Source organism: Staphylococcus gallinarum (assembly GCF_029774255.1).
In the GTDB taxonomy this organism is placed as follows: domain Bacteria; phylum Bacillota; class Bacilli; order Staphylococcales; family Staphylococcaceae; genus Staphylococcus; species Staphylococcus gallinarum.
Window position 1 is genome coordinate 725,194 of sequence record NZ_CP069082.1, and the last position, 22,164, is coordinate 747,357.

Below are 22,164 nucleotides of genomic sequence, written 5' to 3' on the forward strand. Positions count from 1 at the left end.
CTTTTCACAAATAATACAATTTTTACTTTATAAGCCTTGAGAGAGGTATTTGTAGAGAATAGAAGAAAAGATGGAGAGGGAGAAAAATTATGCTTTACAATTTATAGTAAAATCGCGTACAATTAAAAAACGGAAATGTAAGGGCTTACATTGTTTTAGTTTGGTATTTTAATTTTGCCAATTTATAGTATAATAGCGACATGATAAGTGATTAATTATACTTATATTTGAGAGAGATGGGGTTTGAATGAGATGAATGATAATAATGAACTTCAGAGGGGATTAGGTGCGCGTCAAATGCGGATGATTGCATTGGGTGGTACCATAGGTGTAGGTCTATTTATGGGAGCTACAAGTACAATCAAATGGACTGGACCTTCTGTAATATTTGCTTATTTAATAGCAGGTATCTTTTTATTTTTAGTTATGCGAGCAATGGGTGAGATGGTTTATTTACATCCTACATCAGGTTCGTTTGCCAACTTTGCAAGTGATTACATACACCCAGTGGCAGGTTATTTGACTGCTTGGAGTAATATATTTCAATGGGTAGTCGTCGGTATGAGTGAAGTTATCGCCGTCGGAGAATATATGAATTATTGGTTCCCAGATTTACCACAATGGATTCCAGGCGTTATCGTGGTTGCCTTGTTAATGGGAGCAAACTTAGTTTCTGTTAAAGCCTTCGGTGAGTTTGAATTTTGGTTCGCGATGATTAAGGTAGTTACAATTATCTTAATGATTGTTGCAGGATTTGGCTTAATCTTCTTCGGACTTGGTAATGGTGGAGAAGCAATTGGTTTATCTAATTTATGGTCACATGGTGGCTTTATGCCAAATGGTTGGGTTGGATTCTTCTTTGCTTTATCAATCGTAATTGGTTCATATCAAGGTGTTGAATTGATTGGTATTACAGCAGGTGAAACAAAGGATCCACAGAAGAATATTAAGAGCGCAGTAAACGGCGTAATCTGGCGTATATTAATTTTCTATATTGGAGCAATTTTCGTAATTGTTACAGTTTATCCTTGGAATGAATTAGGCAACATCGGAAGCCCATTCGTTGCGACTTTTGCTAAAGTAGGTATTACTTTCGCTGCTGGATTAATTAACTTTGTAGTATTAACTGCAGCAATGTCTGGTTGTAACTCAGGTATCTTTAGTGCGAGCCGTATGACTTTAAACTTAGCTCAAAAGGGCATGCTACCTAAATTCTTTACTAAAGTAATGAAAAATGGTGTTCCTTTCTGGACAGTAACAGCGATTGCAATTGGTATCTTAATTGGAGCACTATTAAATGTTATCTTGCCACTATTCATTAAAGGTGCAGATAGTATTTTTGTTTATGTTTACAGTGCGTCTATCTTACCAGGTATGGTACCATGGTTTATGATTTTGATTAGTCACTTAAGATTCAGAAAGCATCACCCTGAAGAATTGAAAGGGCATCCTTTTAAAATGCCAGGTGGAGCAATCACTAACTATGTAACAATGGCATTCTTTATCATGGTATTAATCGGTATGTTATTTAATAAAGAAACAGTCGTATCTGTAGTAATCGGTATTATTTTCTTATTATTAATGACTGCATTCTATTTCATTAAAGGCTATCATAAGTTAAGTAAGAACGAGCAATTATAAAATTATCTGACTTATTAAAAAAATGTATCTTCTTATATGGAGATCGTTATAAGTTAGGTATATTAAACAAGAGAATATATAAATGTATCAAACCTTATCAAGGCGTGTATCGTCTTGATAAGGTTTTTTAATGCATCATTATTAATAGACAGCTTTATATTAGAATTATGAATATGGTATATAATCCTTTTCAGATAAAAAGCGAGAGTTATTAATGAAAATGAATATATAATGCAACTTATTTACATAAATTTTACATCTTAAAAACAATAACTCAACACTCTTTGCTTACACTTACAGTATAAGCTTGATAATACATATTAAAGGAGTTATTAATTATGAAATTCTATAATAAGTTAGCAACAGTATCGGTGACTAGTGCAATTGTTATGGGTTCTGTCTTGGGAAATGCACAATCAACTTTCGCATCGAGTGGGGGAAATAGTTCAGATCAACCTGTCGATGTATCATATATGGGTAATACAAAGAACCCTAAGAATGTTATTTTCTTAGTAGGTGATGGAATGGGACCATCGTATAATAGTGCTTATAGATACTTTGCGGATAATCCTGAAACTAAAGAAATGGACAAGACAGCATTTGATAACTACCTATTAGGTACACAACGTACAAATCCAGATGATCCAAAGGAAAATGTTACAGACTCAGCAGCAGGTGCAACGGCATTTAGTTCTGGCCATAAAACATTTAATGGAGCAATTGGTGTTGATGCAAATAAACAAAAAGTTAAAACTGTATTAGAACAAGCAAAAGAAAACGGGAAGTCAACAGGTCTAGTTTCAACTGCAGAAATCACTGATGCAACACCTGCAGCTTATGCAGCTCACGTTGATGACAGAGATAAAAAAGATGAAATTGCACAGCAATTTTACAATGACAAAATTAATGGTAAACATAAAGTTGATGTATTACTTGGCGGTGGTGCAGAATACTTTGGCGATAAAAATGGTAATTTAACAGATAAATTCAAAAAGGATGGTTATGATGTTGTAGATAATAAAACAGATCTACAAAATTCAACGAGTAAACAAGTATTAGGATTGTTTGCTGACAATGACATGCCATTACAAATTGATGCGCCAGAAAAAAATCCTAAACTAGTTGAAATGGAAGACAGTGCAATTAAGCGATTAGAATCAAATGACAAAGGTTTCTTCTTGATGGTAGAAGGGGCGTCAATCGATAAATCAGGACATCCAAATGATGTTACTGGTGTAATGTCAGAGATGAGTGGTTTTGAGAAATCATTTGATTATGCGATGAATTATGCAAAATCACATCCTGATACATTAGTTGTTGCAACAGCAGATCACTCAACTGGTGGTATGACAATCGCAAAAGGTAAAGACTATGTTTGGAATCCAAAAGCTATCCATCAAATGAAGCATTCTGGTTCATATATGACTAAAGAAATAGCAGAAGGTAAAGATCCAGAGAAGGTAATTAATGACGGCTATGGCTTTGAAGTTTCTAACTCTCAAATCAGTAAGATTAAAGATGAAGCTGAAGCATTGAAGAAATATGATGAGGAAGATAAAGAATATGAAGCGCAATTCCAAAAATTACAAGATGCAATTCAAAAACCAATAAATGATAAATCACATACAGGTTGGACAACAAATGGACATACTGGAGAAGATGTGAATACGTATGGTTTTGGTCCAGGTAGTGATCGATTTAAAGGTAATATTGATAATACAGACAATGCTAACAACATATTTGATTTCTTTAAACATGACGTAAAGCAATAAATATAAAATAACATTGTTATAACTTAATGAACTAAAAAGCACCTAATTTCAGGAATTCCTGTCATTAGGTGCTTTTTATAGTAGCTGAAGATTTGAAAACGTTAATGTTTAAATTTTATTAAAGATAAATGCTTTCGATAATTATTGAGTGCCATTTTAGATTGTGTGATGGAATCAAGAGATGATTCATAATTCAATGCAATGTAACGATAATATAACACATCAACTGAAAATAATTGTGCAAACAGTGAAGTGGTTGCTGCCATACGTAATTCATTCTCATCGGTTTGTCCGTAAATTAACTTGTAGTTTGAAACTTGTGCTATGGGATTATCAGCTGTGCTAGAAATTGTGATTATAGGAATATTATAATCACTTGCGACACTAGCCATTGAACGTAATTCACTATGACTACCTTGATTCGTAATGAATATAATACAATCTTGATTATCGTGTGTCGCAAGTGTTGTTATAAACAAATGTGTCTCTTGCACTAATCGGACATTAAGCCCGATACGTGATAATTTTTGATACAAATCAGTAGCTATAACAAATGATGCACCATAACCGAAGATAAATATATTGCGTGCTTGCTTTATCACATGGCAAATTTCATCTATACTTTTAGCATCAATATGCGTTGCAACGAAATTCATAGTATCTGTCGCACGTGATAACATCTTTGATTTAAGTGTATCAACTGATTCATTTGCAACAAGTTCAAGGTGAGTATTATTTGTCGTATCTTCTGGTAAATAACGTGATAGTGCAATTTTTAATTCTTGGAACCCTTTGCCTGTAACTTTCCTGCTAAATCGTACAATTGATGCTGTACTCGTATCGATTGCTAATGCTAAGTCTTGTACAGACATATCAATAATTTTGTGTGGAGCATTTAAGATAAAATCAGCTATTTTCTTTTCACTTTTTGTAAAATCAGGATACTGCTTATCAATTTTGTAAAGTAAATTCGTCATTATAAATCACCTAAACTATCAGTTTCTCTCATAGCTTTAGTTGTGCCGAATAAATAAGTAAAAATAAAACCACCGGCATAAGCTGAGAGCAGTCCTCCTATATATCCTAGATACATATGATCTGAAATTAATGGTAATAGTGATATACCACTTGGGCCAATTGCAGTCGCACCAATGTGTCCAATGCCTCCGATTACTGCGCCACCAATACCGCCGCCAATACAAGCTGTGAAGAATGGTTTGCCGAGGGGCAAGGTTACACCATAAATTAATGGTTCACCAATACCTAAGAAGCCAACAGGTAAGGCACCTTTCAAAGTATTGCGGAGTGTTGTATTCTTACGACATCTAACCCATAAAGCTAATGCTGCGCCAACTTGACCAGCACCCGCCATTGCAGCAATTGGTAACAGGTAAGTTGCACCCGTTTGATTTATCATCTCAATATGAATAGGGGTAAATATATGGTGTAATCCTAACATTACCAAAGGTAAGAAGAAAGCACCAATAATAAAGCCACTAAATACACCACCAATATCAATAATGCCATTGATGATATGAACGAGACCATCTGATATAAAACCTGCTAAAGGCATAAAGATAAAAATTGTAAGTAAACCAATTATAAATAAAGTGATTGTTGGAGTGACAATGATATCAATTGCATTAGGGACAATTTTATGAAGTCTTTTTTCAACGATACTTAAAAGCCAAACAGCAAATATAACCCCAATGATACCACCTTGACCAGCTTGAAGCGGTTCGCCAGTAAAGATGTTAGTAATCGTATTTTTATCGGTAAGACCAGTTAGTAGTGTGGTACCACCAATAACACCACCAAGCCCTGGTGTTGCACCAAATTCTTTAGCTGCATTAATACCAGTAAAGATTGCTAAGTAAGCCAACATACCGTCCTTTATGACGTTAAATACAGTCACCAGTTGTGTTACCCAGGCTCCCGATATTTGTCCACCTGCAAGTAAGTTACTTAATACAGCGGCAATACCTCCAATTAAACCAGCACCTATAAATGCTGGAATCAGAGGTATAAATATATTAGCAATAGTCTTTAGTAACTTATTAAATTTACCGTGTTTTTGTTTAGATTTATAATTTGATTTATTCTGTGCGGCTTTTGCTTCTGCATCTTGCTTAAAATTCGTTGTACCATGTGGGATTGTTTCACCTAATTTGACGCCACTACTTTGCGCCATGTAACCTGCGACTTTATTAACGGTACCGGGTCCCACAACAACTTGAACACGGTCGTCTTTAACGACTCCCATAACACCATCAATTGATTTGAGTTTTGCATAGTCTACCTTTTGTTCGTCAATGACTTGAATACGAACGCGAGTCATACAATTAATAATGTTATCAATATTGTCCATAGTTCCAACTGCATCAGTAATTTGTTGTGCTAATTTTTGTTCTTTGTTCATATATAGACCTCCTGACATAAGGGTAATAGCAGTTTAGTTGTACTTTGAAATTGGAATGCTTGAATGTTAGAAATATTATTGTTGTATTGTACGTTTAAGTAGAGCATGATTGTCGACTAGTTTTTGTTCAGCATCTTGTTTAGTTACATTACAGAGTTGCATGACGACTGCAGTTTTTATATTCTGACCGGATTCTTCAAAACGAATTTTAGCCTGGTCATATGAAATATCACAAATTTCTTGAATGATACGAATTGAACGATCGATTAATTTTTTATTCGTAGCTTTGACATCGATCATTAAATTATCGTAGACTTTTCCAACACCTACCATTGTGATGGTAGATATCATATTCAGGATTAATTTTTGTGCAGTCCCTGCCTTTAATCTTGTAGAGCCGGTAAGTATTTCTGGTCCTACATCTACTTCTATTGCTTGTTTAGCTAGGCTACTTATCGGTGTGTCAGTATTACAAGAAATTGCTACCGTATGTGCACCAACTTCATTTGCACATTTGATACCGCCTTGGACATATGGGGTCGAACCACTTGCAGCAATTCCAATGACGACATCTTTGTTTGAAAGATGGATATGAGTCAAATCTTCTCGCGCAAGTGCAGGATCATCTTCAGCACCTTCAACAGCTACGGTTAATGCGCGTTGACCACCAGCGATAAGTCCGATCACATCGTTTATTGTCGTATTAAACGTAGGTACACACTCAGCTGCATCTAATACACCTAATCTACCACTAGTTCCAGCGCCTAAATAAATAATTCTGCCCCCGTTATTAAACCTATTTATAGTGATTTCAATGACTTCAGCAAGTTGGGGTATTACTTTGCTTATTTCTTGTGGCACCTTTTTATCTTCTTCATTCATGGTTTGCAGTGCTTCGACGATAGTCATTTCATCTAAATGCATTGATGCTGTATTTCGAGATTCGGTCGATTTTTGTTTCATTATTACATCTCCTTTGGTTGATTTTTAAATGAAAATGAATCTCCTGATTGCATACAGTAGATTAATGGTAAATCTGCTGTGATAACTCTAGCGATCACATTGACATTTGGATGCTCTGGAAGCGGCTCTTTGATGATTTGTAATTCGCCTTCATAACGCCCGTTTAATGTATTATCTAGTGTGATATGCCCTGGAAGTCGTTCAACTGTATGCATTGGTTGAATTGTGTCATTCAGATAATGTCGTGCCTCTTGTGAGCGTATGACATGTTCGGGATTGTCAATGCGAACTGTGTGTGATGCTTGAAGTATTGTAGGGATATGATTGTCATAATATTTTAAATGTAATATGAAATTTCTGTGCTGAATTGCTTGATAGAGTTGTTGTGCCATAGTTTCCTCGAGATAAGGGTCACCAATTAAATAATCTGTGGTCTTTGCTTGAATTAGTGTTGTCACACTTTCTATAGGATGATGATTACGTGAAGCTTCTATGGTTGGTAAACCTTTAAATATAGGACCTCGCTTTTGACTACCGGATATGAAACCAAAGATATGTGCTTCAGGATTAAAACGTAAAATTAGCATATTTTGTTGTGTGATAAATGATTCGGAAAGTCCCGTATCCGGTCTAGGATAATAATTGTGGCAATATATGATATTTGAAAAATCACTTACTGTTTGTTTAAGATGAGTTAATAATGAGGTAGTAACAGTGCTCGCGTTCAAACAACATTTAAAGCCTGCATTGATAATAGAATTTACCGTAGCAACAGAGGTACTATGATCAATCCTTATAATAAAATGTGCATTTGTATAGCGTTGTAAAATTTGGAACAATGTTTGAGTTAGTAATGCTGGATTAATATCGATAATGAAGTGTATTTCATAATGGTCTAGATAATCTAACAGCTCTGTTAGTTTTTGATACTTTAACTGTTCATCTTCTTCAGGTATTTGCACCGAAGTAAAGATACTATCATATCCAAAGTCGACCATCGATTTAATATAAGATTTATTGAATGGCTCACCTAAATAAACTGAAAAACCTGGCATATCTATACCTCCAATCTGTAATCGTTTTCATTGTACAATATGTGTAATCAAATTACAATTTAAGATTAAAAATTAATGTATTGTGAAATTTTGTTACAAATATAATTTGATAAAGTGTAGTATCTTGAGTAATCTTTGCTGAATGTTTGAAATATGTTTGATGGTATTACCTACAGTGAATTCTTCAATAGGTTGAAATTTGAAATCTTCTAGAAAATGATAGTAATTATAGTGGATAAGCGAAGTATGACGGAAGGGGGAGTTTTTCAATTTGATATATTCTTGCTCAATAAATTGTTGTAATTCCTGTTGAAATTGGTCCTTTTTCTTATGTTCGGTGACAATGCCAAATTTATAAACCTCTATTAAATTAAGTAATTGTTGTACGCTTTCTGAGATAGTTAAGAGTTCTTCTAATTGCATGATTATCGCCTCCATAATGATTAATAATAGGGTTAATATTTTTGCTCCGTTGATTTAGATGATATACTGTGCTTAATTTAAATATAGTTGGGTAACGTTCATGCTAGGCATCGTTAATAAATATAAATAAAGTCGGTAGATATTTAGCAAGAAAGGTATGAACAAAATGAAAAAAGTTATGTTACGGTTTCGCGAAGTAACCTGGAAAGATTTTATAGTAGTTGTAAGTTTGTTTTTAATAATAGAATGTTTATCTATAGTTGTAATGCGTTTTGGACATCAATTTGTAGAGGGGTTAAATTCGAGTAGTGAGGTATTACTCGGTTCATTAATACAATTATTAGCATATATGACAACTATTTTTATTTTTTACTTTTTACATATGAATGATTTTTATACAAAATTTAATACAGGTGTAGAAGTCATTAAACAAAACAAAGCTTGGTTAGTCGGAATATTTATAATCATGTTTGTTGCATCATATTTATATAACTTTGTAGTGCAATATCTTCCAGGCGGATGGGGGTTTAGCGAAACACAAAATGAAATGCAACTTCAAATATTATTTAAAAATCCACAATTTTTACCATTTTCTTTTTTATTAATTGTTATTGCAGCACCATTAGTAGAGGAAATTATATTTAGACATTTAATGATAGGTGAATTGGGGAAAGTGTTTAATTTTAAGGTAATGGGAGTCATTTCTGCTATATTATTTTCGTTTATGCATGTAAGTAGTGCAGCCTCACCATTTGAGTTTGGTAGTTATTTTATCTTAGCTGTTGCTTTAGTATATGCATATGTTAAGACGAAGAATAAATTAATCGTTAGTTTCAGCTTACATATGTTGAATAACCTGGTGTCCTTTATTATTACTGTTTTGATGATGTACCAATAAAGGTCAATAAAAAGTCCAACTGAATTAATTTTCAGTTGGATTAGAAAACTGTTGGAAATTATTAATTGTTATATCTTGTGTCTTTATTGTTTTTTCGAATGAGTAAGAAATATCTTGTATATCCTCAATCGGGATTGTATTAGTTTTACCTAATCCAATTTCAAAGACGACTGCTTTCCATAAACCTTCTTCACATAGTAATCCAATGAAAATTACATTCTCAGTGCGATTCATATCATCAAGCCCATGCTCCATAGCCATTACATTACGCTCTGTACAGTAAATTAATACATCCGAAAATAAAGTTGGCAATGTTGTGTGTGGTGGCGTGTCAAATTTAATATAACGGTCTAATTTTTTTAACGTCCGTCTCATTTTTGTGTAGGGTAAATTTAAACATTTTTTGATTATTGCTTGAATTTCTTCTTTGTAAGGAAGTGTTGAATAAGATTGACTTTCATTTAATACAAGAAATAATGCTGAAAGTTGATTTTCAGTTAATTCAATGTCATAGCTATTCGGTGTTTCTTGTAATTGATAACCACCTAATTTACCGTGTTTCGCTAAAATTTTAACGCCTTGATCCTCTAAATCTTGAATATCCCTTAAAATGGTACGCTTTGAAACATTTAACTCAGACGCTAATTCTGAAGCAGTAACTTGCCTATTTTCTTGAATTGCTTGAACCAATTTGTTTTGTCGTTCGCGTTTATTCATGAAGAAAGTCACCTCCCAATATGATTACATATTACAATTATTATATCATAAAAGTGACAATGACGACATTTAGAAAAAATAAACAAAAAAATTAGAGAAAACGCTTACATTTTTTCAAGTCTTATGTTAGTATTGTATATAGTAACAAGGGGGTAACGAATAGTTGACAAAGGGGTAGGCTATTACATAATAGTTTTGTTAACAATTATTCGTACGAGTTACTAAACAAACATCTTCAATATTTATTACTTACTTTCCTTTCTATTTAGCCGACTAGCAAAGCTAGTCGGTTTTATTTATGTTTGTTGCAATATATGAAAAAAATGTTAGATGATTAACTTTGGGCATATATTTTCTGTTACGAATTATGATAAAATGAGACGAAATTATACATAGCTAAATCTATACATAAAGATTATAAATATAAAAAGAGGTGTAGACATGGAAAAAGAACAATTAATTTTTATAGACGATTCTGTCAGAGCGTGGCTCGCTTCGTTAGATGATATTATACCAGCATTAATCGATGAGATGGTAACTACAACCAAGAAGAATAGGTTTGATTTAGTAACTAATGTTGATAAAACGATTCAACAAAGATTCCAGCAGTTTTTAACTGAAACATTCCCTGAACATCAACTATTTGCAGAGGAAAAAACCAATGAAGAAGTTCACCCTCATGAGGGACATGTATGGATTATGGATCCAATTGATGGAACCGCAAATTTAGTGAAACAACAAGAAGACTATTGCATTATATTAGGTTATTTTGTAGATGGTGTACCAATGTTGTCTTATATTTATGATTATCCACACGGGAAATTATATAAAGCAGTAAAAGGGTATGGTGCATATGTTAATGGTGCGCCACTTGAAAAACCGGAATCCATTGAATTAAAGGATGCCGTTGTGTCATTTAATGCACTAGTTATAAATGCAAATAAAATGCAAGAATTATTTGACGCTTCCTTTAGTCATCGTTTTATTGGCTCATGTGGTTTAGATTCTGTTCGTGTGATCAACGGTCAATTTGGCTTGCATATCAATACGAATCCAAAGCCATGGGATATCGCGGCGCAATTTTTATTTGCAAGTGAGCTAGGGTTGAAAATGACGACACTAGACAATAAACCTTTGGATTATGCGACGGCTGGTCCATTCATTATCAGTAATCCAGGTTGTCATGAAGAGATGTTAGACGTTTTAAATTCAGGAGCGGGTTATAAAAAGTAAATTGTAACTCTAAAATATCATACTTTATCAAATTTTTAGGTCTTAAGCACTATGCTAAATTGTATAAATTCATTTATAATGTAGTTATTAATTTAAGTTGAAAACTGAATATAGAATGGGGAATGATAAGAGTGAATCGCTCTAGAATGAACGGAAAAAAGAAAATGGGACTAGGTAAAAAGCTATTTTTATGGTTTTTCGGTATATTAGCCATACTTGCTTTGATAGCAGTTATTTATTTAGGATATAAAATCTTTTCAGTCGGTGGATCAATACATAATCCATTAGATAGAGATAAATCGTCACTAAGAGATAAGAATGTCAGTTTAGATGATGGTGATGCTTTTACAATTGCATTGTTTGGTGTAGACTCTGATGCGAAGAGAGCTTCTGAAGGCGATGGTCAACGTAGTGATACAATTATGGTGCTATCGATTAATCCTAAAAAGAAAACAACTGAAATTGTAAGTATTCCAAGGGATACACAAGCTAAGATTGTAGGTAAAGGTACAACCGAAAAAATTAATCATGCCTATGCTTATGGTGGTCCTGATATGGCAGTGAAATCTGTTGAAAAATTATTAAATGTACCAATTGATCATTACGCTACGATAGATATGGATGGCATGAAAGATATGATTGATACAGTTGGTGGTATCGACGTAACAAGTAATGCGACATTCTCATATAAAAATCACCAATTTAATAATGGCGAAAAAACACACTTAGATGGTGATGCTGCAATGGCATTTATCAGAAGTAGAAAAGAAAGCGGTGCTGGTGGAGACTTTGGTCGTCAAGAACGACAACAAATTGTAATTCAAGGTTTAGCAAGTAAGTTATCAAGTGTAAATTCAATCACTCATTTTAATTCGATTATGAATCATATTAAAGAGAATGTGAAAACAGACTTATCAATTGGTGAATTAAATAAAATTAGAAGCAACTATAAAGATGCAGATAAGACAGTTAATAAGCACCAATTAGACGGTGAAGGCGGCATACAAGATGATGGCTTATATTATTTTGTACCTAGTCAAAGCTCATTAAGTGAAATTGAATCTAGTATTAAAGATAATTTAGGTATTTACTAGAACAGCACCTGTGATAGCTGAACAGCAAGGTGAGGTAAATTATTTATGATAATAAATTGTTGTTACAAGCAAAGCACGTTTTAATTTAAATGAGTATCTAAAGATAAATTTAATGACTTCAATGGTTGCTCGAGTTAAGATTTTAAGAATCTTTCGCTCGAGCAACCTTTTTCTATAAATGAAATGATACAGAAAAATACTTCAGCTAAATTTCAATCCCTGAAAAAAATAATTTATATATAAGTGTAGAACGTCACAATCGTCAAATAAAAATGACAGTGTAGTTCTACTTTTTTTGTCATAAACTTAATACGATCTAGAGATAAATGAACTCATATTGTTGTGGCATAAACATCTTAAAAATTTATTGTTATATGCCTAGAGTTATATAGTGGAAGTGGCATAGAAAAAATACAAATCTATACTTTAGTTTGGTGAACAAGTTGTAATGATAAATGACTGACAAAACAACAATACAAAAATGTTTTATTATATTTTGGAATAGTATGATATTGAATTGTATTAAAAAAGGGAATGGAATACAGAATGCCTTAACATTCATAATAAATACGTTTACAATATAAGTAACATTACCTAAAAAGTGTGGGGCTTTTATGATGGAATGTTGTTGAACAACAATGAGAATAATACGGGCAGTATATTATAAAAACAGGGGTGAATCGAATGCAGGAACATTTAATCGTTTCTTTAGATGGTAAAGACTATCTTGTTGAACCAGGCACGAATTTGTTGCAATTTATTAAATCACAAGATACATTTGTGCCTTCGATTTGTTATAACGAATCGCTAGGACCTATTCAAACTTGTGACACTTGTACAGTTGAGATTGACGGCCAAATTGGACGTGCGTGTAGTACAACGATTGATCGACCAATGGTGGTCAATACACAAACAGATAATGTACAAACAAGTCAAAAGGAAGCACTTGATCGCATATTAGAGAAGCACATGTTGTATTGTACTGTGTGTGATTATAATAATGGTGATTGTGAAATTCATAATACAATGGATCAGTGGGGACTTGAGCATCAAACGTACGAATATAAAGAAAAGCCATATGAAAAAGATTATGGTCCCTTTTACAGATATGATCCAAATCAATGTATTTTATGTGGACGATGTGTTGAAGTCTGTCAAGATGTTCAAGTCAATGAGACTTTGACAATAGATTGGGAGCGACAACAACCACGTGTTATTTGGGATAATGATACAACAATTAATGATTCCTCATGTGTTGGCTGTGGTCAATGTGCAACGGTATGTCCTTGTAATGCCATGCTTGAAGTCAATATGGAAGGCAATGCAGGCTATATGACAGATTTAGAACCCGGTTCTTTAGCGGCGATGATAGATTTAACTAAAAAAGCAGAACCAGGCTATGGTCCTTTATTTGCAGTATCTGATTCTGAAGCTGCCATGCGAGAAGAAAGAATTGAGAAAACGAAGACAGTATGTACTTATTGTGGTGTTGGCTGTTCATTTGACGTATGGACAAAGGATAGAGAAGTACTAAAGGTGCAACCACAGCATGAATCACCGGCCAATAAAATATCATCATGTGTGAAAGGAAAATTTGGTTGGGATTATGTTGATTCAGATGAACGCTTGACTAAGCCATTAGTAAGAAAAAATGGTCAATTCGAAGAAGTTGAGTGGGAAGAAGCTTTACAAGTTGTATCAGACAATTTTACTAAGGTGAAAGATAAATTAGGTCCAGACGGTTTAGCATTTATCTCTTCCTCCAAAGCTACAAACGAAGAATCATATTTAATGCAAAAGTTAGCGCGCCAAGTTATAGGTACAAATAATGTAGATAATTGTTCAAGATATTGCCAAGCTCCTGCAACTAAAGGTCTATTTAGAACAGTGGGGCATGGTGGAGATTCTGGTTCTATAGATGATTTAGAAATTGCAGATATGGTCGTACTTATTGGTACAAACACTGCTGAGGCACACCCTGTCATTGCATCAAGAATTAAACGAGGTCATAAACTTTATCAAAATACATTAAATGTATTTGATATTAGAAAGCATGAAATGGCAGAACGTGCTGACAATTTCTATCAACCTAAGCCAGGAACAGATTTAGTTTGGTTATCTGCGGTAACGAAATATATTATCGACAATGATTTACATGATACAGCATTTATTGATGAATGGGTGAATGATTTCGAAGCATATAGAACGTCTCTAGAACCATTTACAATGGACTTTGCAGAAGAAACAACGGGTATAACTGCAGAAGCGCTGATTGATTTTGCACACCAAGTTGTCAATGCAAAATCAGTATCGATTTGTTGGGCAATGGGTGTAACACAACAAGATATTGGTAGTGATACGTCTACTGCAATTTCTAATTTATTATTAGCAACAGGCAATTATAGAAAGCCAGGTTCAGGTGCTTATCCGCTTAGAGGACATAACAATGTACAAGGTTGTAGTGATATGGGTAGTATGCCTGATCAATTCCCAGGTTATCAATTGGTTACTGATGATGAAGTACGAGCTAGATTTGAAAGAGAATATGGTGAAAGTTTACCAAGTCATCCAGGACGTGATAATCATCAAATGATGGAAGGTATTCATGAAGGTGAAATTGATTCTTTATATTTATACGGGGAAGATACAGGTATTGTTGATTCGAATATCAACTTTGTACAAGCAGCTTTAGAAAAGGTTGGTTTCCTTGTAGTACAAGATGAGTTTTTCACTTTTACAGCATCATATGCAGACGTTGTCTTGCCTGCCAGCCCATCACTTGAAAAAACTGGAACTTTTACAAATACAGAGCGAAGAATTCAACGTATCTATCAAGCATTGGAACCAAAGGGAGACTCTAAACCTGATTGGCAAATCATTCAAGCAGTGGCGAAATCATTAGGATATGATTGGGGATATACACACCCAAGTCAAATCATGGATGAAGTTGCACGATTGACACCACTTTATTCAGGTGTAAATTATGAGCGTTTAGAAGGTTATAACAGTTTACAATGGCCAGTTGCAGCAGATGGTACAGATGAACCAACCTTGTATCTAGAAGGATTTAACTTTGATGATGGTAAAGCGAAATTCTATCCACTGTCATTTGATAATTTCTTCAAAGTGAATGAAGTTTATGATCTACATGTAAATAACGGTCGATTATTAGAACACTTCCATGAAGGTAATATGACATATAAGGTACCAGGATTAGAATACAAAATGCCTAATGCATTTGTAGAGATTTCACCTGAACTAGCTGAAGACAGAGGCATCCATGAAGGTGCAGAAATCAAGCTTATTTCTGAAACTGGAGAAGCGGAATTGGTAGCGCATGTTACTGATAGAGTTAAAGGTAAAGAAATATATATCCCTCTAAATAACAATGCAATGTTGCATGGTGACAATGGTGCAATTAATTTATTGACCAATAGTGACGTTGATAAAGATACAGATACACCATCATATAAACGTACAAGTTGTCGAATGGAAGTAAAAACACGAAGAGGAAAGTCACCACTTAATCCTACGAATTTCCGGGTGAATAAACAGCGCCAACCACAATATAGTGTTAGAGTTGAAGATAAATGGAGACGTGATGACTATACTTTCCCAGGAAGTCAGGTGGATAACTAATGGCTGAAAGAATAACTAAAATAAAACGCATGGAGAAGACAGAAGCAGAAATCAAGCAAGAAAGTATGGCTGAAGTAACAGACGCAATTGTTGCTAATAAAGATAGTATCTTAAAAGCAATTAATCTAATTAGTACATTAGATGACGCTAAAATATTAGATGCTCTGTCTGGCGCAGTTAAAAGTCGAGGAGTAATCGCCAATAAATTTGCTGTAGAACTAAATAAAGAACAATATACTGGGTTAATTTCAAATATGGCTTCACTCGTATTCTTATTAGGTGATTTAAATGTAAATGATTTATCTACAATGCTAAACAAAGTCAATAAAGGTTTGCATGTAGCAAACCAAGCAAACCCAAACCAAAAAACATCTATCACCGGATTAATGAGTATTTTAAAAGACGATGAAATGAACCGCAGTTTAACTTATATGTTGAATATGCTGAGAGGTATGTCACGCTAATATAATAGTATGTGTTCACAGAATGACATGTAACAGACCAAGATAGGAGAAAGTTATTTTCTATCTTGGTCTGTTTTATTGTTTAGAAAATGACATATTGCAAAATGCTTAAATATGATACAATTTCTAGTATTAGAGTTTAATATTAGTTTTTTAGATGAGGAGAGGAAGACATATTAATCCGAAAATGATAAAAGTCATGGCCATCATTTCCAATGTTATTCTAGTATTGGGAATTGTGTTCTTGATTACAATGAATATAATGATGGCAATTACAATGTTTGTTGTCTCATTAGCGATAAGTCTCACAATCTTCAATACGTTATTTAGAGATAGAAGAGGAATGAAGATTGCTATCAATGTGTCGTTTGCAATTGTGCTAATTGCGATTATATTTGCATATATTACATTAACTAAATAATTGTGTAAGTTAGGGAGTTTTTCTGAAAATGAAGCAATTAATTACGCAAAGACTTTCGGTCGTGTTATTGATCGTTATTTTAGCTGTTTTTGTTCTGTTACTGATTATCAATGAAACGACTTTATTTGATAACCAGAAGACAAACACATTTAATGAGGCCGTGAGTAAACAAGTAGATGGTAATGCATTAAACATGAAAGAAGAACAAGGTCAATTTGTTGATGCTTCAAGAGCAGATGTGAAACAAGCTATGGACATTGATAATGAATATGAAAATCTAAATTATATGGATATTTCAGAAAAGGTACCTATGTCTGAGCATGAATTGAATCAAATATTAAAAGATAAAGGTATTTTAAAAGGGCAAGCAAAGGCTTTTCTTAAAGCTCAGGAAAAGTATGATGTAAATGTCTTATATCTGATAAGTCATGCTTTAGTTGAAACAGGTCATGGTCGTTCCGAATTGGCAAAAGGCATTAAAGATGATGGTAAAAAGTATTATAATTTCTTTGGCATAGGTGCGTTTGATGAGAATGCAGTGCACACAGGAAGTAGTTATGCTAAGAAACAATCTTGGACATCGCCTAAACGTGCAATTATGGGTGGCGCAAAATTTGTTCGTAAAAATTACTTTGATAAAAAGCAAATTACATTATATCAAATGCGTTGGAACCCTAAAGCACCAGGGGAACATCAATATGCTTCTGATATCGCATGGGATGGTAATATTGCACGCTTTATGCAACATTATTATGACAAGTTTGGTATTAAAAAGGATCATGTTTATAAAGATTACTATTTATAATGGACCAATATTTTATGAATAAAGGATAACGATGTAATCAATACAGGTGTTATCTTTTTTCTTTGTAAAGTAATTAAGGAATTCATTAAAAAACACAGGCTAGTAAGAACAAATAAGTTTAATGATAGATGGAGTGAAAATGATGAAGATAGGTATAGTAGGTGCAGGTATCGGTGGTTTAACGACTGCAGCGTTACTGATTGAGCAAGGTCATGACGTAAAGGTATTTGAACAGAAACAAGATATAACTGAAATTGGTGCAGGGATAGGTATCGGGGGCAATGTCCTTGAAAAGTTAGGTAATCATGATTTAGCGAAAGGCATAAGAAATATCGGACATGAAATAGAGCAAATGGCAGTGCTAGATGATAAAGGTAATACGCTATCAAATGTGAAATTAAAGAAAAAGACTGTTAATTTGACGGTGAAACGTCAAGATTTAGTAGATGTTATTCAATCTTATGTACCATCACAATATCTTTATTTTGGACACCGTGTGGAAACAATTGAAAGTGAACCACTTAAAGTGACATTGAAATTTGAATCTCAATCTCAAGCAGATGAAGCATTTGATTTATGTATAGCTGCAGATGGCATTCATTCAAATGTTAGACAATCTATATTACCAGATAGTAAGCCGATATATAGAGGGTATACTGTGTTTAGAGGATTAGTAGACGATGTAAATATAAAAGAAGAACAGGTTGCTAAAGAATACTGGGCTACAAAAGGTAGAGTAGGCATTGTTCCTTTATTAAATCATCAGGCTTATTGGTTTATTTCTATTAATGCTAAAGCGCATGATGCAAAGTATAAAGCATTTGGTAAACCTCATTTACAAGCAAGATTTAATCATTTTCCAAATGAAGTAAGAATGATATTAGACAAACAAAGCGAAACAGATATTTTACTTCATGATATTTATGATATACAACCACTAAAGTCATTTGTGTATCAACGTGTTGTCTTGTTAGGGGATGCAGCACATGCTATGACACCAAACATGGGACAGGGCGCAGGACAAGCGATGGAAGATGCGATTGTATTAGCTAATTGCCTTGCGCAGTATGATTTCGATGAAGCTTTGCAACGTTATGATAAATTACGTGTTAAACATACTAAAAAAGTAATTAAACGTTCTAGAAATATTGGGAAAATAGCACAAAAATCAAATAAGTTATTAGTCGCTTTGCGTAATTTTGTTGTTAAAATTATGCCAAACCAACTAGCCAGTGCGCAAACAAAATTTTTATACAAAACAAAATTAAAGTAGCTATGAAAGTTATGTTGAACTTATAAATATAATTAAAAGAGAAGCCCTTAAATGAAGTCTACTGATTTCATTTAAGGGCTTCTCTTTTTAGTAGGTGCATGTAAATTGTCGAGAATCACTAGTTTACTATAAATTTTGGTGTTTTATTCTCTAGTTTACTTAATGTATCATTCGCAACAATTTTAGCCATCATATCTCGTGACTCATATGTTGCATTTCCGATATGTGGTGTAATGACTACATTATCAAGTGATTTCAATTTTTCGTTAATCTGTGGTTCAAATTCAAAGACATCAAGAGCAGCACCTTCTATCAGTTTATCTTGTAATGCTTCGACAAGTGCTGCTTCATGGACAATTGGCCCACGTGATGCATTGATTAAATAGCTTGTCGGCTTCATTAATTTAAATTGAGGTGTATCGATTAAATGATGTAAATCTGTAGAATAGGCAGCATTAATCGTTACAAAATCTGAATGCTTTAAAAGAGTTTCTAAATCTACATATTTTGCGCCGATTTCGCGCTCTTTATCCTTTTTCTGATTTGGTCCAGTATAAAGAATATTCATATCGAAAGCTTTTGCTCTTTTCGCAACTGCACCACCAATTTCACCTAAGCCTATGATACCGATTGTTTTGCCTGACACTTCTCGACCTCTAAAGAATAAAGGAGCCCAACCATCGAATCCTGTTGAACGACATAATTTATCGCCTTCAACAATACGTCTTGCCGAAGCTAACACGAGTCCAAATGTTAATTCAGCTGTTGAATTAGTCGAAGCCTTGGGCGTATTAGTAACGTCGATATCCTTTTGTCGAGCATAGGCAGTATCGACATTATTAAATCCAGCGCCATAATTTGCGATTATTTTTAATTTATTTCCTGCATCAATGACATCTTTATCAACATTCGTTGATAATAGACTGATTAATGCGTCAGCATCTTTGACACCTGACTTTAATGTCTCTTGATCAATAATTCCTTTACCATCATACATTTCAACTTCAGCACCAGCTTGTTCAAGTGCTTTAAGTCCTGCTTCAGGAATAGGTCCTGCGATATAAACTTTTACCATTAATAATCACTTCCTTTAATACAAAGTATAGTAAATAAATATGGGCTTAACAAATTTTTATATTTAAAATGAAATAAAATAACTAAACACAATCGTTTAAGGGATATGTAAAAAAATAAATTACTTTAATAACGTATATTAAATCTCATTTTCTTTGTACTTGAGCAATTGACCAATTAACTAATTAACTAATTAACTTTAGACCTACAATTGATAGAACTATCAAACCGATAAAAAATACACGTTTGGCATTTTTGGCTTCATTATATAGCAACATGCCTACTAATGTGCCACCACCAGTACCAATACCACTCCATATAGCATATGCTGTGCCCATAGGTATGGTATTCATTGCTAATTTCAATGTACTAAAGCTACAGATAAAGGCAACTGCTAATAGAACGACAAGTGATTTCTTTTTTGTTCTTGTAATTTCATTTAAAATGATGACACCAACAACTTCTAATAAACCTGCAAAAAATAAAATGAACCAACTCATTACTGCTGCACCTCCGAAGTTGATAACTTAAGTCCAATAATGCCAATAATTAATAGACAAATAAGCATCATTTTTACAATATTGAAGTTATCTCCAAAGAAAATAATATCTACAATTACTGTGCCAACAGAACCTATGCCAACAAATACAGCATAAACAGTGCCCACTGGTAGTGCTTTACAAGCTGAAATAACTAAGAAGAAACTTATGCCGATAATTATAATTACTGCTAACCAACTCCATACAGAATTAGCAACATTTAAACCAGTAACCCATAATACCTCGATCAAACCAGCCAATATTACTTTAAACCACTGCATTGTCTTACCTCCTAATTTATACGAAACGTGTCCATTTTCTCAAATTTATTAATATACTGCAATGTCATATAACAAAAAAAGACTGAAACATGAAGCATAATCATGTTCCAGCCTATATTAATGGTAGCGCAATTCAACAGACAGAATGGAAGAACTTTCCCTTAAAGAACTTGTCATTTAGTCATATTTGCTTAGATAGTGTACTTATACTTATTTATAAGCATAGATGATATCCAATACCATTGTAGCGAATTATATTAAATGTTTAGTTATTAGTTTAAGTGGATATAGTTGTAAGAACTAGCTTCAGAAGAAGAAATTGTTCTTTCACTTACTGAATATGGTCCACCGCCATAGTTCATTTCTGAAACTGTAACAGAACCATCGCTAGATACGTTTTCAACGTATGCAACATGTCCGTAAGGTCCAGAGTTAGATTGTAAAATTGAGCCTTGTTCAGGTGTGTTGTTAACTGTATAACCAGCTGAAGATGCTGCTGAAGCCCAGTTATTTGCATTTCCCCAAGTAGAGCCGATTTCACCATTTACTTTATCATAAACATACCAAGTACATTGGCCTGCTGTATATAAATTCCCACTTGAAGCAGATTGAGTTGTACTTTCGTTAGTTGATTGAGTTTGAGTTTGTTCTGCTGCGTCTGCCTCTTGACCATGATCTAATCCCAACATTGCTGCTCCGATTCCTGCTGTTAAAGTTGTAGCTGTTAATAATTTTTTCATTTTAAAAAGTCCTCCCAAAAGTCATCATTCATAAAATAACTTTATCTATTAATTAATTTAAGTTGATTGTTTTTCGTATGTGCTTTTTAACGACAAATAATACTCTAACAGATGAATTTGGTTTTGTGTGCAATGTTACGTCTTTGTAAACCAATTAAAAAAACCTCACATGTCATTGTAATAAATGCATGTAGAGGTTACAGTCTGACATAATTCAATTTTATGTTGGCACTACTAGTGTGAGCTCCATTGGTTAGTTAATATAAAACACCAATTATTACAAGACTTGTAAAAAGTCACAAAATTTAGATTTATATTATTTAAAAAATCTAATAGATAAAGGTGCTAAATAATCTTCTCCATTATAAGATTTAACTGCAGCAATAATAGTAAATATTATCATTAAAATACCCAATACTATTAATAGTAATAAGCCAATTAATACTAAAGATAATATTGAAGCGACAATAACCCAAATAAAATAAGACAGATAAAAATTAAAGTAGTTCTTCCCTGCACGGTCTACAAATGGTGATTCATCACGTTTAATGAGCCAAATGATTAGAGGCCCTATAATAGAAGTGAAAAAGCTTAATACATAAATAAGCATTGCCATTAATCGTGCATCATCATTTACTTCAATATTAGATGTGTTGTTTGTTTCATATTGATGTTCAGGCATTATACCCCTCCTTTTTCTTTTACTATAACAA

Annotated in this window: 21 protein-coding genes; 10 read left to right on the top strand and 11 right to left on the bottom strand. The window is 33.5% G+C overall.

All coding sequences use genetic code 11. The features are described 5' to 3' along the window. The first annotated feature begins 252 nt into the window (after positions 1-252). The gene (locus JN168_RS03085; RefSeq protein ID WP_042739361.1) at positions 253-1,641 is read left to right on the top strand and encodes an amino acid permease; all 1,389 of its coding nucleotides are present in this window, start codon (positions 253-255) and stop codon (positions 1,639-1,641) included. Positions 1,642-1,979: 338 nt separating this feature from the next. Then, positions 1,980-3,413, top strand: coding sequence for an alkaline phosphatase (locus JN168_RS03090; RefSeq protein ID WP_279526172.1), 1,434 nt, complete (start codon positions 1,980-1,982; stop codon positions 3,411-3,413). Between the two features lie 101 nt (positions 3,414-3,514). Here JN168_RS03090 and JN168_RS03095 read toward each other — a convergent pair whose 3' ends face one another. From JN168_RS03095 to JN168_RS03115, 5 genes are all read right to left on the bottom strand, one after another. Next, a complete protein-coding gene (locus JN168_RS03095; protein ID WP_042739363.1) occupies positions 3,515-4,390 on the bottom strand; it encodes a MurR/RpiR family transcriptional regulator in 876 nt (291 codons plus the stop codon). Further along, a complete protein-coding gene (locus tag JN168_RS03100) occupies positions 4,390-5,832 on the bottom strand; it encodes a PTS transporter subunit EIIC (RefSeq protein WP_229366614.1) in 1,443 nt (480 codons plus the stop codon). Before JN168_RS03100 ends, JN168_RS03095 begins: the two co-directional genes overlap by 1 nt. Before the next feature lie 75 nt (positions 5,833-5,907). After that, entirely contained in the window at positions 5,908-6,795 is an 888-nt protein-coding gene (murQ, locus tag JN168_RS03105) for an N-acetylmuramic acid 6-phosphate etherase (RefSeq protein ID WP_229366615.1), read from the bottom strand. A gap of 2 nt (positions 6,796-6,797) precedes the next feature. Then, positions 6,798-7,850, bottom strand: coding sequence for a MupG family TIM beta-alpha barrel fold protein (locus tag JN168_RS03110; protein ID WP_229366616.1), 1,053 nt, complete (start codon positions 7,848-7,850; stop codon positions 6,798-6,800). 93 nt (positions 7,851-7,943) lie between these two features. Then, positions 7,944-8,273, bottom strand: a complete 330-nt coding sequence (locus JN168_RS03115; RefSeq protein WP_042739145.1) for a hypothetical protein — start codon at positions 8,271-8,273, stop codon at positions 7,944-7,946. 166 nt (positions 8,274-8,439) lie between these two features. Here JN168_RS03115 and JN168_RS03120 point away from each other — a divergent pair, with 166 nt between their 5' ends. Next, positions 8,440-9,171: a CPBP family intramembrane glutamic endopeptidase gene (locus tag JN168_RS03120; RefSeq protein WP_229366617.1), complete on the top strand. Its 732-nt coding sequence runs from the start codon at positions 8,440-8,442 to the stop codon at positions 9,169-9,171. Positions 9,172-9,195: 24 nt separating this feature from the next. Here the strand turns inward: JN168_RS03120 and JN168_RS03125 are convergent, their stop codons facing one another. Beyond that, the gene (locus JN168_RS03125) at positions 9,196-9,888 is read right to left on the bottom strand and encodes a helix-turn-helix transcriptional regulator (protein WP_042739143.1); all 693 of its coding nucleotides are present in this window, start codon (positions 9,886-9,888) and stop codon (positions 9,196-9,198) included. A 441-nt stretch (positions 9,889-10,329) separates the two neighbouring features. On the opposite strand from JN168_RS03125, the gene JN168_RS03130 reads away from it, so the two are divergent. From JN168_RS03130 to JN168_RS03160, 7 genes are all read left to right on the top strand, one after another. Beyond that, on the top strand, positions 10,330-11,121 hold the full coding sequence (locus JN168_RS03130; protein ID WP_042739142.1) for an inositol monophosphatase family protein: 792 nt from the start codon (positions 10,330-10,332) through the stop codon (positions 11,119-11,121). A 146-nt stretch (positions 11,122-11,267) separates the two neighbouring features. Further along, entirely contained in the window at positions 11,268-12,215 is a 948-nt protein-coding gene (locus JN168_RS03135; protein WP_371664162.1) for an LCP family glycopolymer transferase, read from the top strand. Positions 12,216-12,899: 684 nt separating this feature from the next. Beyond that, entirely contained in the window at positions 12,900-15,854 is a 2,955-nt protein-coding gene (gene fdhF, locus JN168_RS03140; RefSeq protein ID WP_229366619.1) for a formate dehydrogenase subunit alpha, read from the top strand. Then, positions 15,854-16,318: a helical membrane plugin domain-containing protein gene (locus JN168_RS03145; RefSeq protein ID WP_107579664.1), complete on the top strand. Its 465-nt coding sequence runs from the start codon at positions 15,854-15,856 to the stop codon at positions 16,316-16,318. The genes fdhF and JN168_RS03145 overlap by 1 nt, the downstream gene beginning before the upstream one ends. A gap of 157 nt (positions 16,319-16,475) precedes the next feature. Continuing rightward, a complete protein-coding gene (locus JN168_RS03150) occupies positions 16,476-16,739 on the top strand; it encodes a hypothetical protein (RefSeq protein ID WP_162846353.1) in 264 nt (87 codons plus the stop codon). A 28-nt stretch (positions 16,740-16,767) separates the two neighbouring features. Next, positions 16,768-17,544, top strand: a complete 777-nt coding sequence (locus tag JN168_RS03155) for an N-acetylglucosaminidase (RefSeq protein WP_042739137.1) — start codon at positions 16,768-16,770, stop codon at positions 17,542-17,544. Between the two features lie 142 nt (positions 17,545-17,686). Further along, entirely contained in the window at positions 17,687-18,817 is a 1,131-nt protein-coding gene (locus JN168_RS03160; RefSeq protein WP_232139499.1) for an FAD-dependent monooxygenase, read from the top strand. A 118-nt stretch (positions 18,818-18,935) separates the two neighbouring features. On the opposite strand, the gene JN168_RS03165 is transcribed toward JN168_RS03160, so the two are convergent. The 5 genes from JN168_RS03165 to JN168_RS03185 form a co-directional block, all read right to left on the bottom strand. Continuing rightward, positions 18,936-19,892 (bottom strand): 2-hydroxyacid dehydrogenase family protein, encoded by a 957-nt coding sequence (locus JN168_RS03165; protein ID WP_279526173.1) that lies wholly within the window; start codon positions 19,890-19,892, stop codon positions 18,936-18,938. A gap of 184 nt (positions 19,893-20,076) precedes the next feature. Next, the gene (locus JN168_RS03170) at positions 20,077-20,391 is read right to left on the bottom strand and encodes a DMT family transporter (protein WP_042739134.1); all 315 of its coding nucleotides are present in this window, start codon (positions 20,389-20,391) and stop codon (positions 20,077-20,079) included. Continuing rightward, positions 20,391-20,711, bottom strand: coding sequence for a DMT family transporter (locus JN168_RS03175; protein WP_042739133.1), 321 nt, complete (start codon positions 20,709-20,711; stop codon positions 20,391-20,393). Before JN168_RS03175 ends, JN168_RS03170 begins: the two co-directional genes overlap by 1 nt. Before the next feature lie 272 nt (positions 20,712-20,983). Next, complete coding sequence (locus tag JN168_RS03180) at positions 20,984-21,451, bottom strand: CHAP domain-containing protein (RefSeq protein WP_042739132.1); 468 nt, start codon at positions 21,449-21,451, stop codon at positions 20,984-20,986. A gap of 316 nt (positions 21,452-21,767) precedes the next feature. After that, on the bottom strand, positions 21,768-22,133 hold the full coding sequence (locus JN168_RS03185) for a DUF4870 domain-containing protein (protein WP_042739131.1): 366 nt from the start codon (positions 22,131-22,133) through the stop codon (positions 21,768-21,770). Between the last annotated feature and the right edge of the window lie 31 nt (positions 22,134-22,164).

Coding starts and splice junctions, on each gene's coding strand:
- JN168_RS03135 (WP_371664162.1), top strand. CDS start 11,268: ATGAACGGAAAAAAGAAAATGGGACTAGGTAAAAAGCTATTTTTATGG.
- JN168_RS03175 (WP_042739133.1), bottom strand. CDS start 20,711: ATGCAGTGGTTTAAAGTAATATTGGCTGGTTTGATCGAGGTATTATGG.
- JN168_RS03160 (WP_232139499.1), top strand. CDS start 17,687: ATGAAGATAGGTATAGTAGGTGCAGGTATCGGTGGTTTAACGACTGCA.
- JN168_RS03155 (WP_042739137.1), top strand. CDS start 16,768: ATGAAGCAATTAATTACGCAAAGACTTTCGGTCGTGTTATTGATCGTT.
- JN168_RS03170 (WP_042739134.1), bottom strand. CDS start 20,391: ATGAGTTGGTTCATTTTATTTTTTGCAGGTTTATTAGAAGTTGTTGGT.
- fdhF (WP_229366619.1), top strand. CDS start 12,900: ATGCAGGAACATTTAATCGTTTCTTTAGATGGTAAAGACTATCTTGTT.
- JN168_RS03145 (WP_107579664.1), top strand. CDS start 15,854: ATGGCTGAAAGAATAACTAAAATAAAACGCATGGAGAAGACAGAAGCA.
- JN168_RS03100 (WP_229366614.1), bottom strand. CDS start 5,832: ATGAACAAAGAACAAAAATTAGCACAACAAATTACTGATGCAGTTGGA.
- JN168_RS03165 (WP_279526173.1), bottom strand. CDS start 19,892: ATGGTAAAAGTTTATATCGCAGGACCTATTCCTGAAGCAGGACTTAAA.
- JN168_RS03120 (WP_229366617.1), top strand. CDS start 8,440: ATGAAAAAAGTTATGTTACGGTTTCGCGAAGTAACCTGGAAAGATTTT.
- JN168_RS03185 (WP_042739131.1), bottom strand. CDS start 22,133: ATGCCTGAACATCAATATGAAACAAACAACACATCTAATATTGAAGTA.
- JN168_RS03180 (WP_042739132.1), bottom strand. CDS start 21,451: ATGAAAAAATTATTAACAGCTACAACTTTAACAGCAGGAATCGGAGCA.
- JN168_RS03150 (WP_162846353.1), top strand. CDS start 16,476: ATGAGGAGAGGAAGACATATTAATCCGAAAATGATAAAAGTCATGGCC.
- JN168_RS03085 (WP_042739361.1), top strand. CDS start 253: ATGAATGATAATAATGAACTTCAGAGGGGATTAGGTGCGCGTCAAATG.
- JN168_RS03125 (WP_042739143.1), bottom strand. CDS start 9,888: ATGAATAAACGCGAACGACAAAACAAATTGGTTCAAGCAATTCAAGAA.
- JN168_RS03115 (WP_042739145.1), bottom strand. CDS start 8,273: ATGCAATTAGAAGAACTCTTAACTATCTCAGAAAGCGTACAACAATTA.
- JN168_RS03110 (WP_229366616.1), bottom strand. CDS start 7,850: ATGCCAGGTTTTTCAGTTTATTTAGGTGAGCCATTCAATAAATCTTAT.
- murQ (WP_229366615.1), bottom strand. CDS start 6,795: ATGAAACAAAAATCGACCGAATCTCGAAATACAGCATCAATGCATTTA.
- JN168_RS03090 (WP_279526172.1), top strand. CDS start 1,980: ATGAAATTCTATAATAAGTTAGCAACAGTATCGGTGACTAGTGCAATT.
- JN168_RS03095 (WP_042739363.1), bottom strand. CDS start 4,390: ATGACGAATTTACTTTACAAAATTGATAAGCAGTATCCTGATTTTACA.
- JN168_RS03130 (WP_042739142.1), top strand. CDS start 10,330: ATGGAAAAAGAACAATTAATTTTTATAGACGATTCTGTCAGAGCGTGG.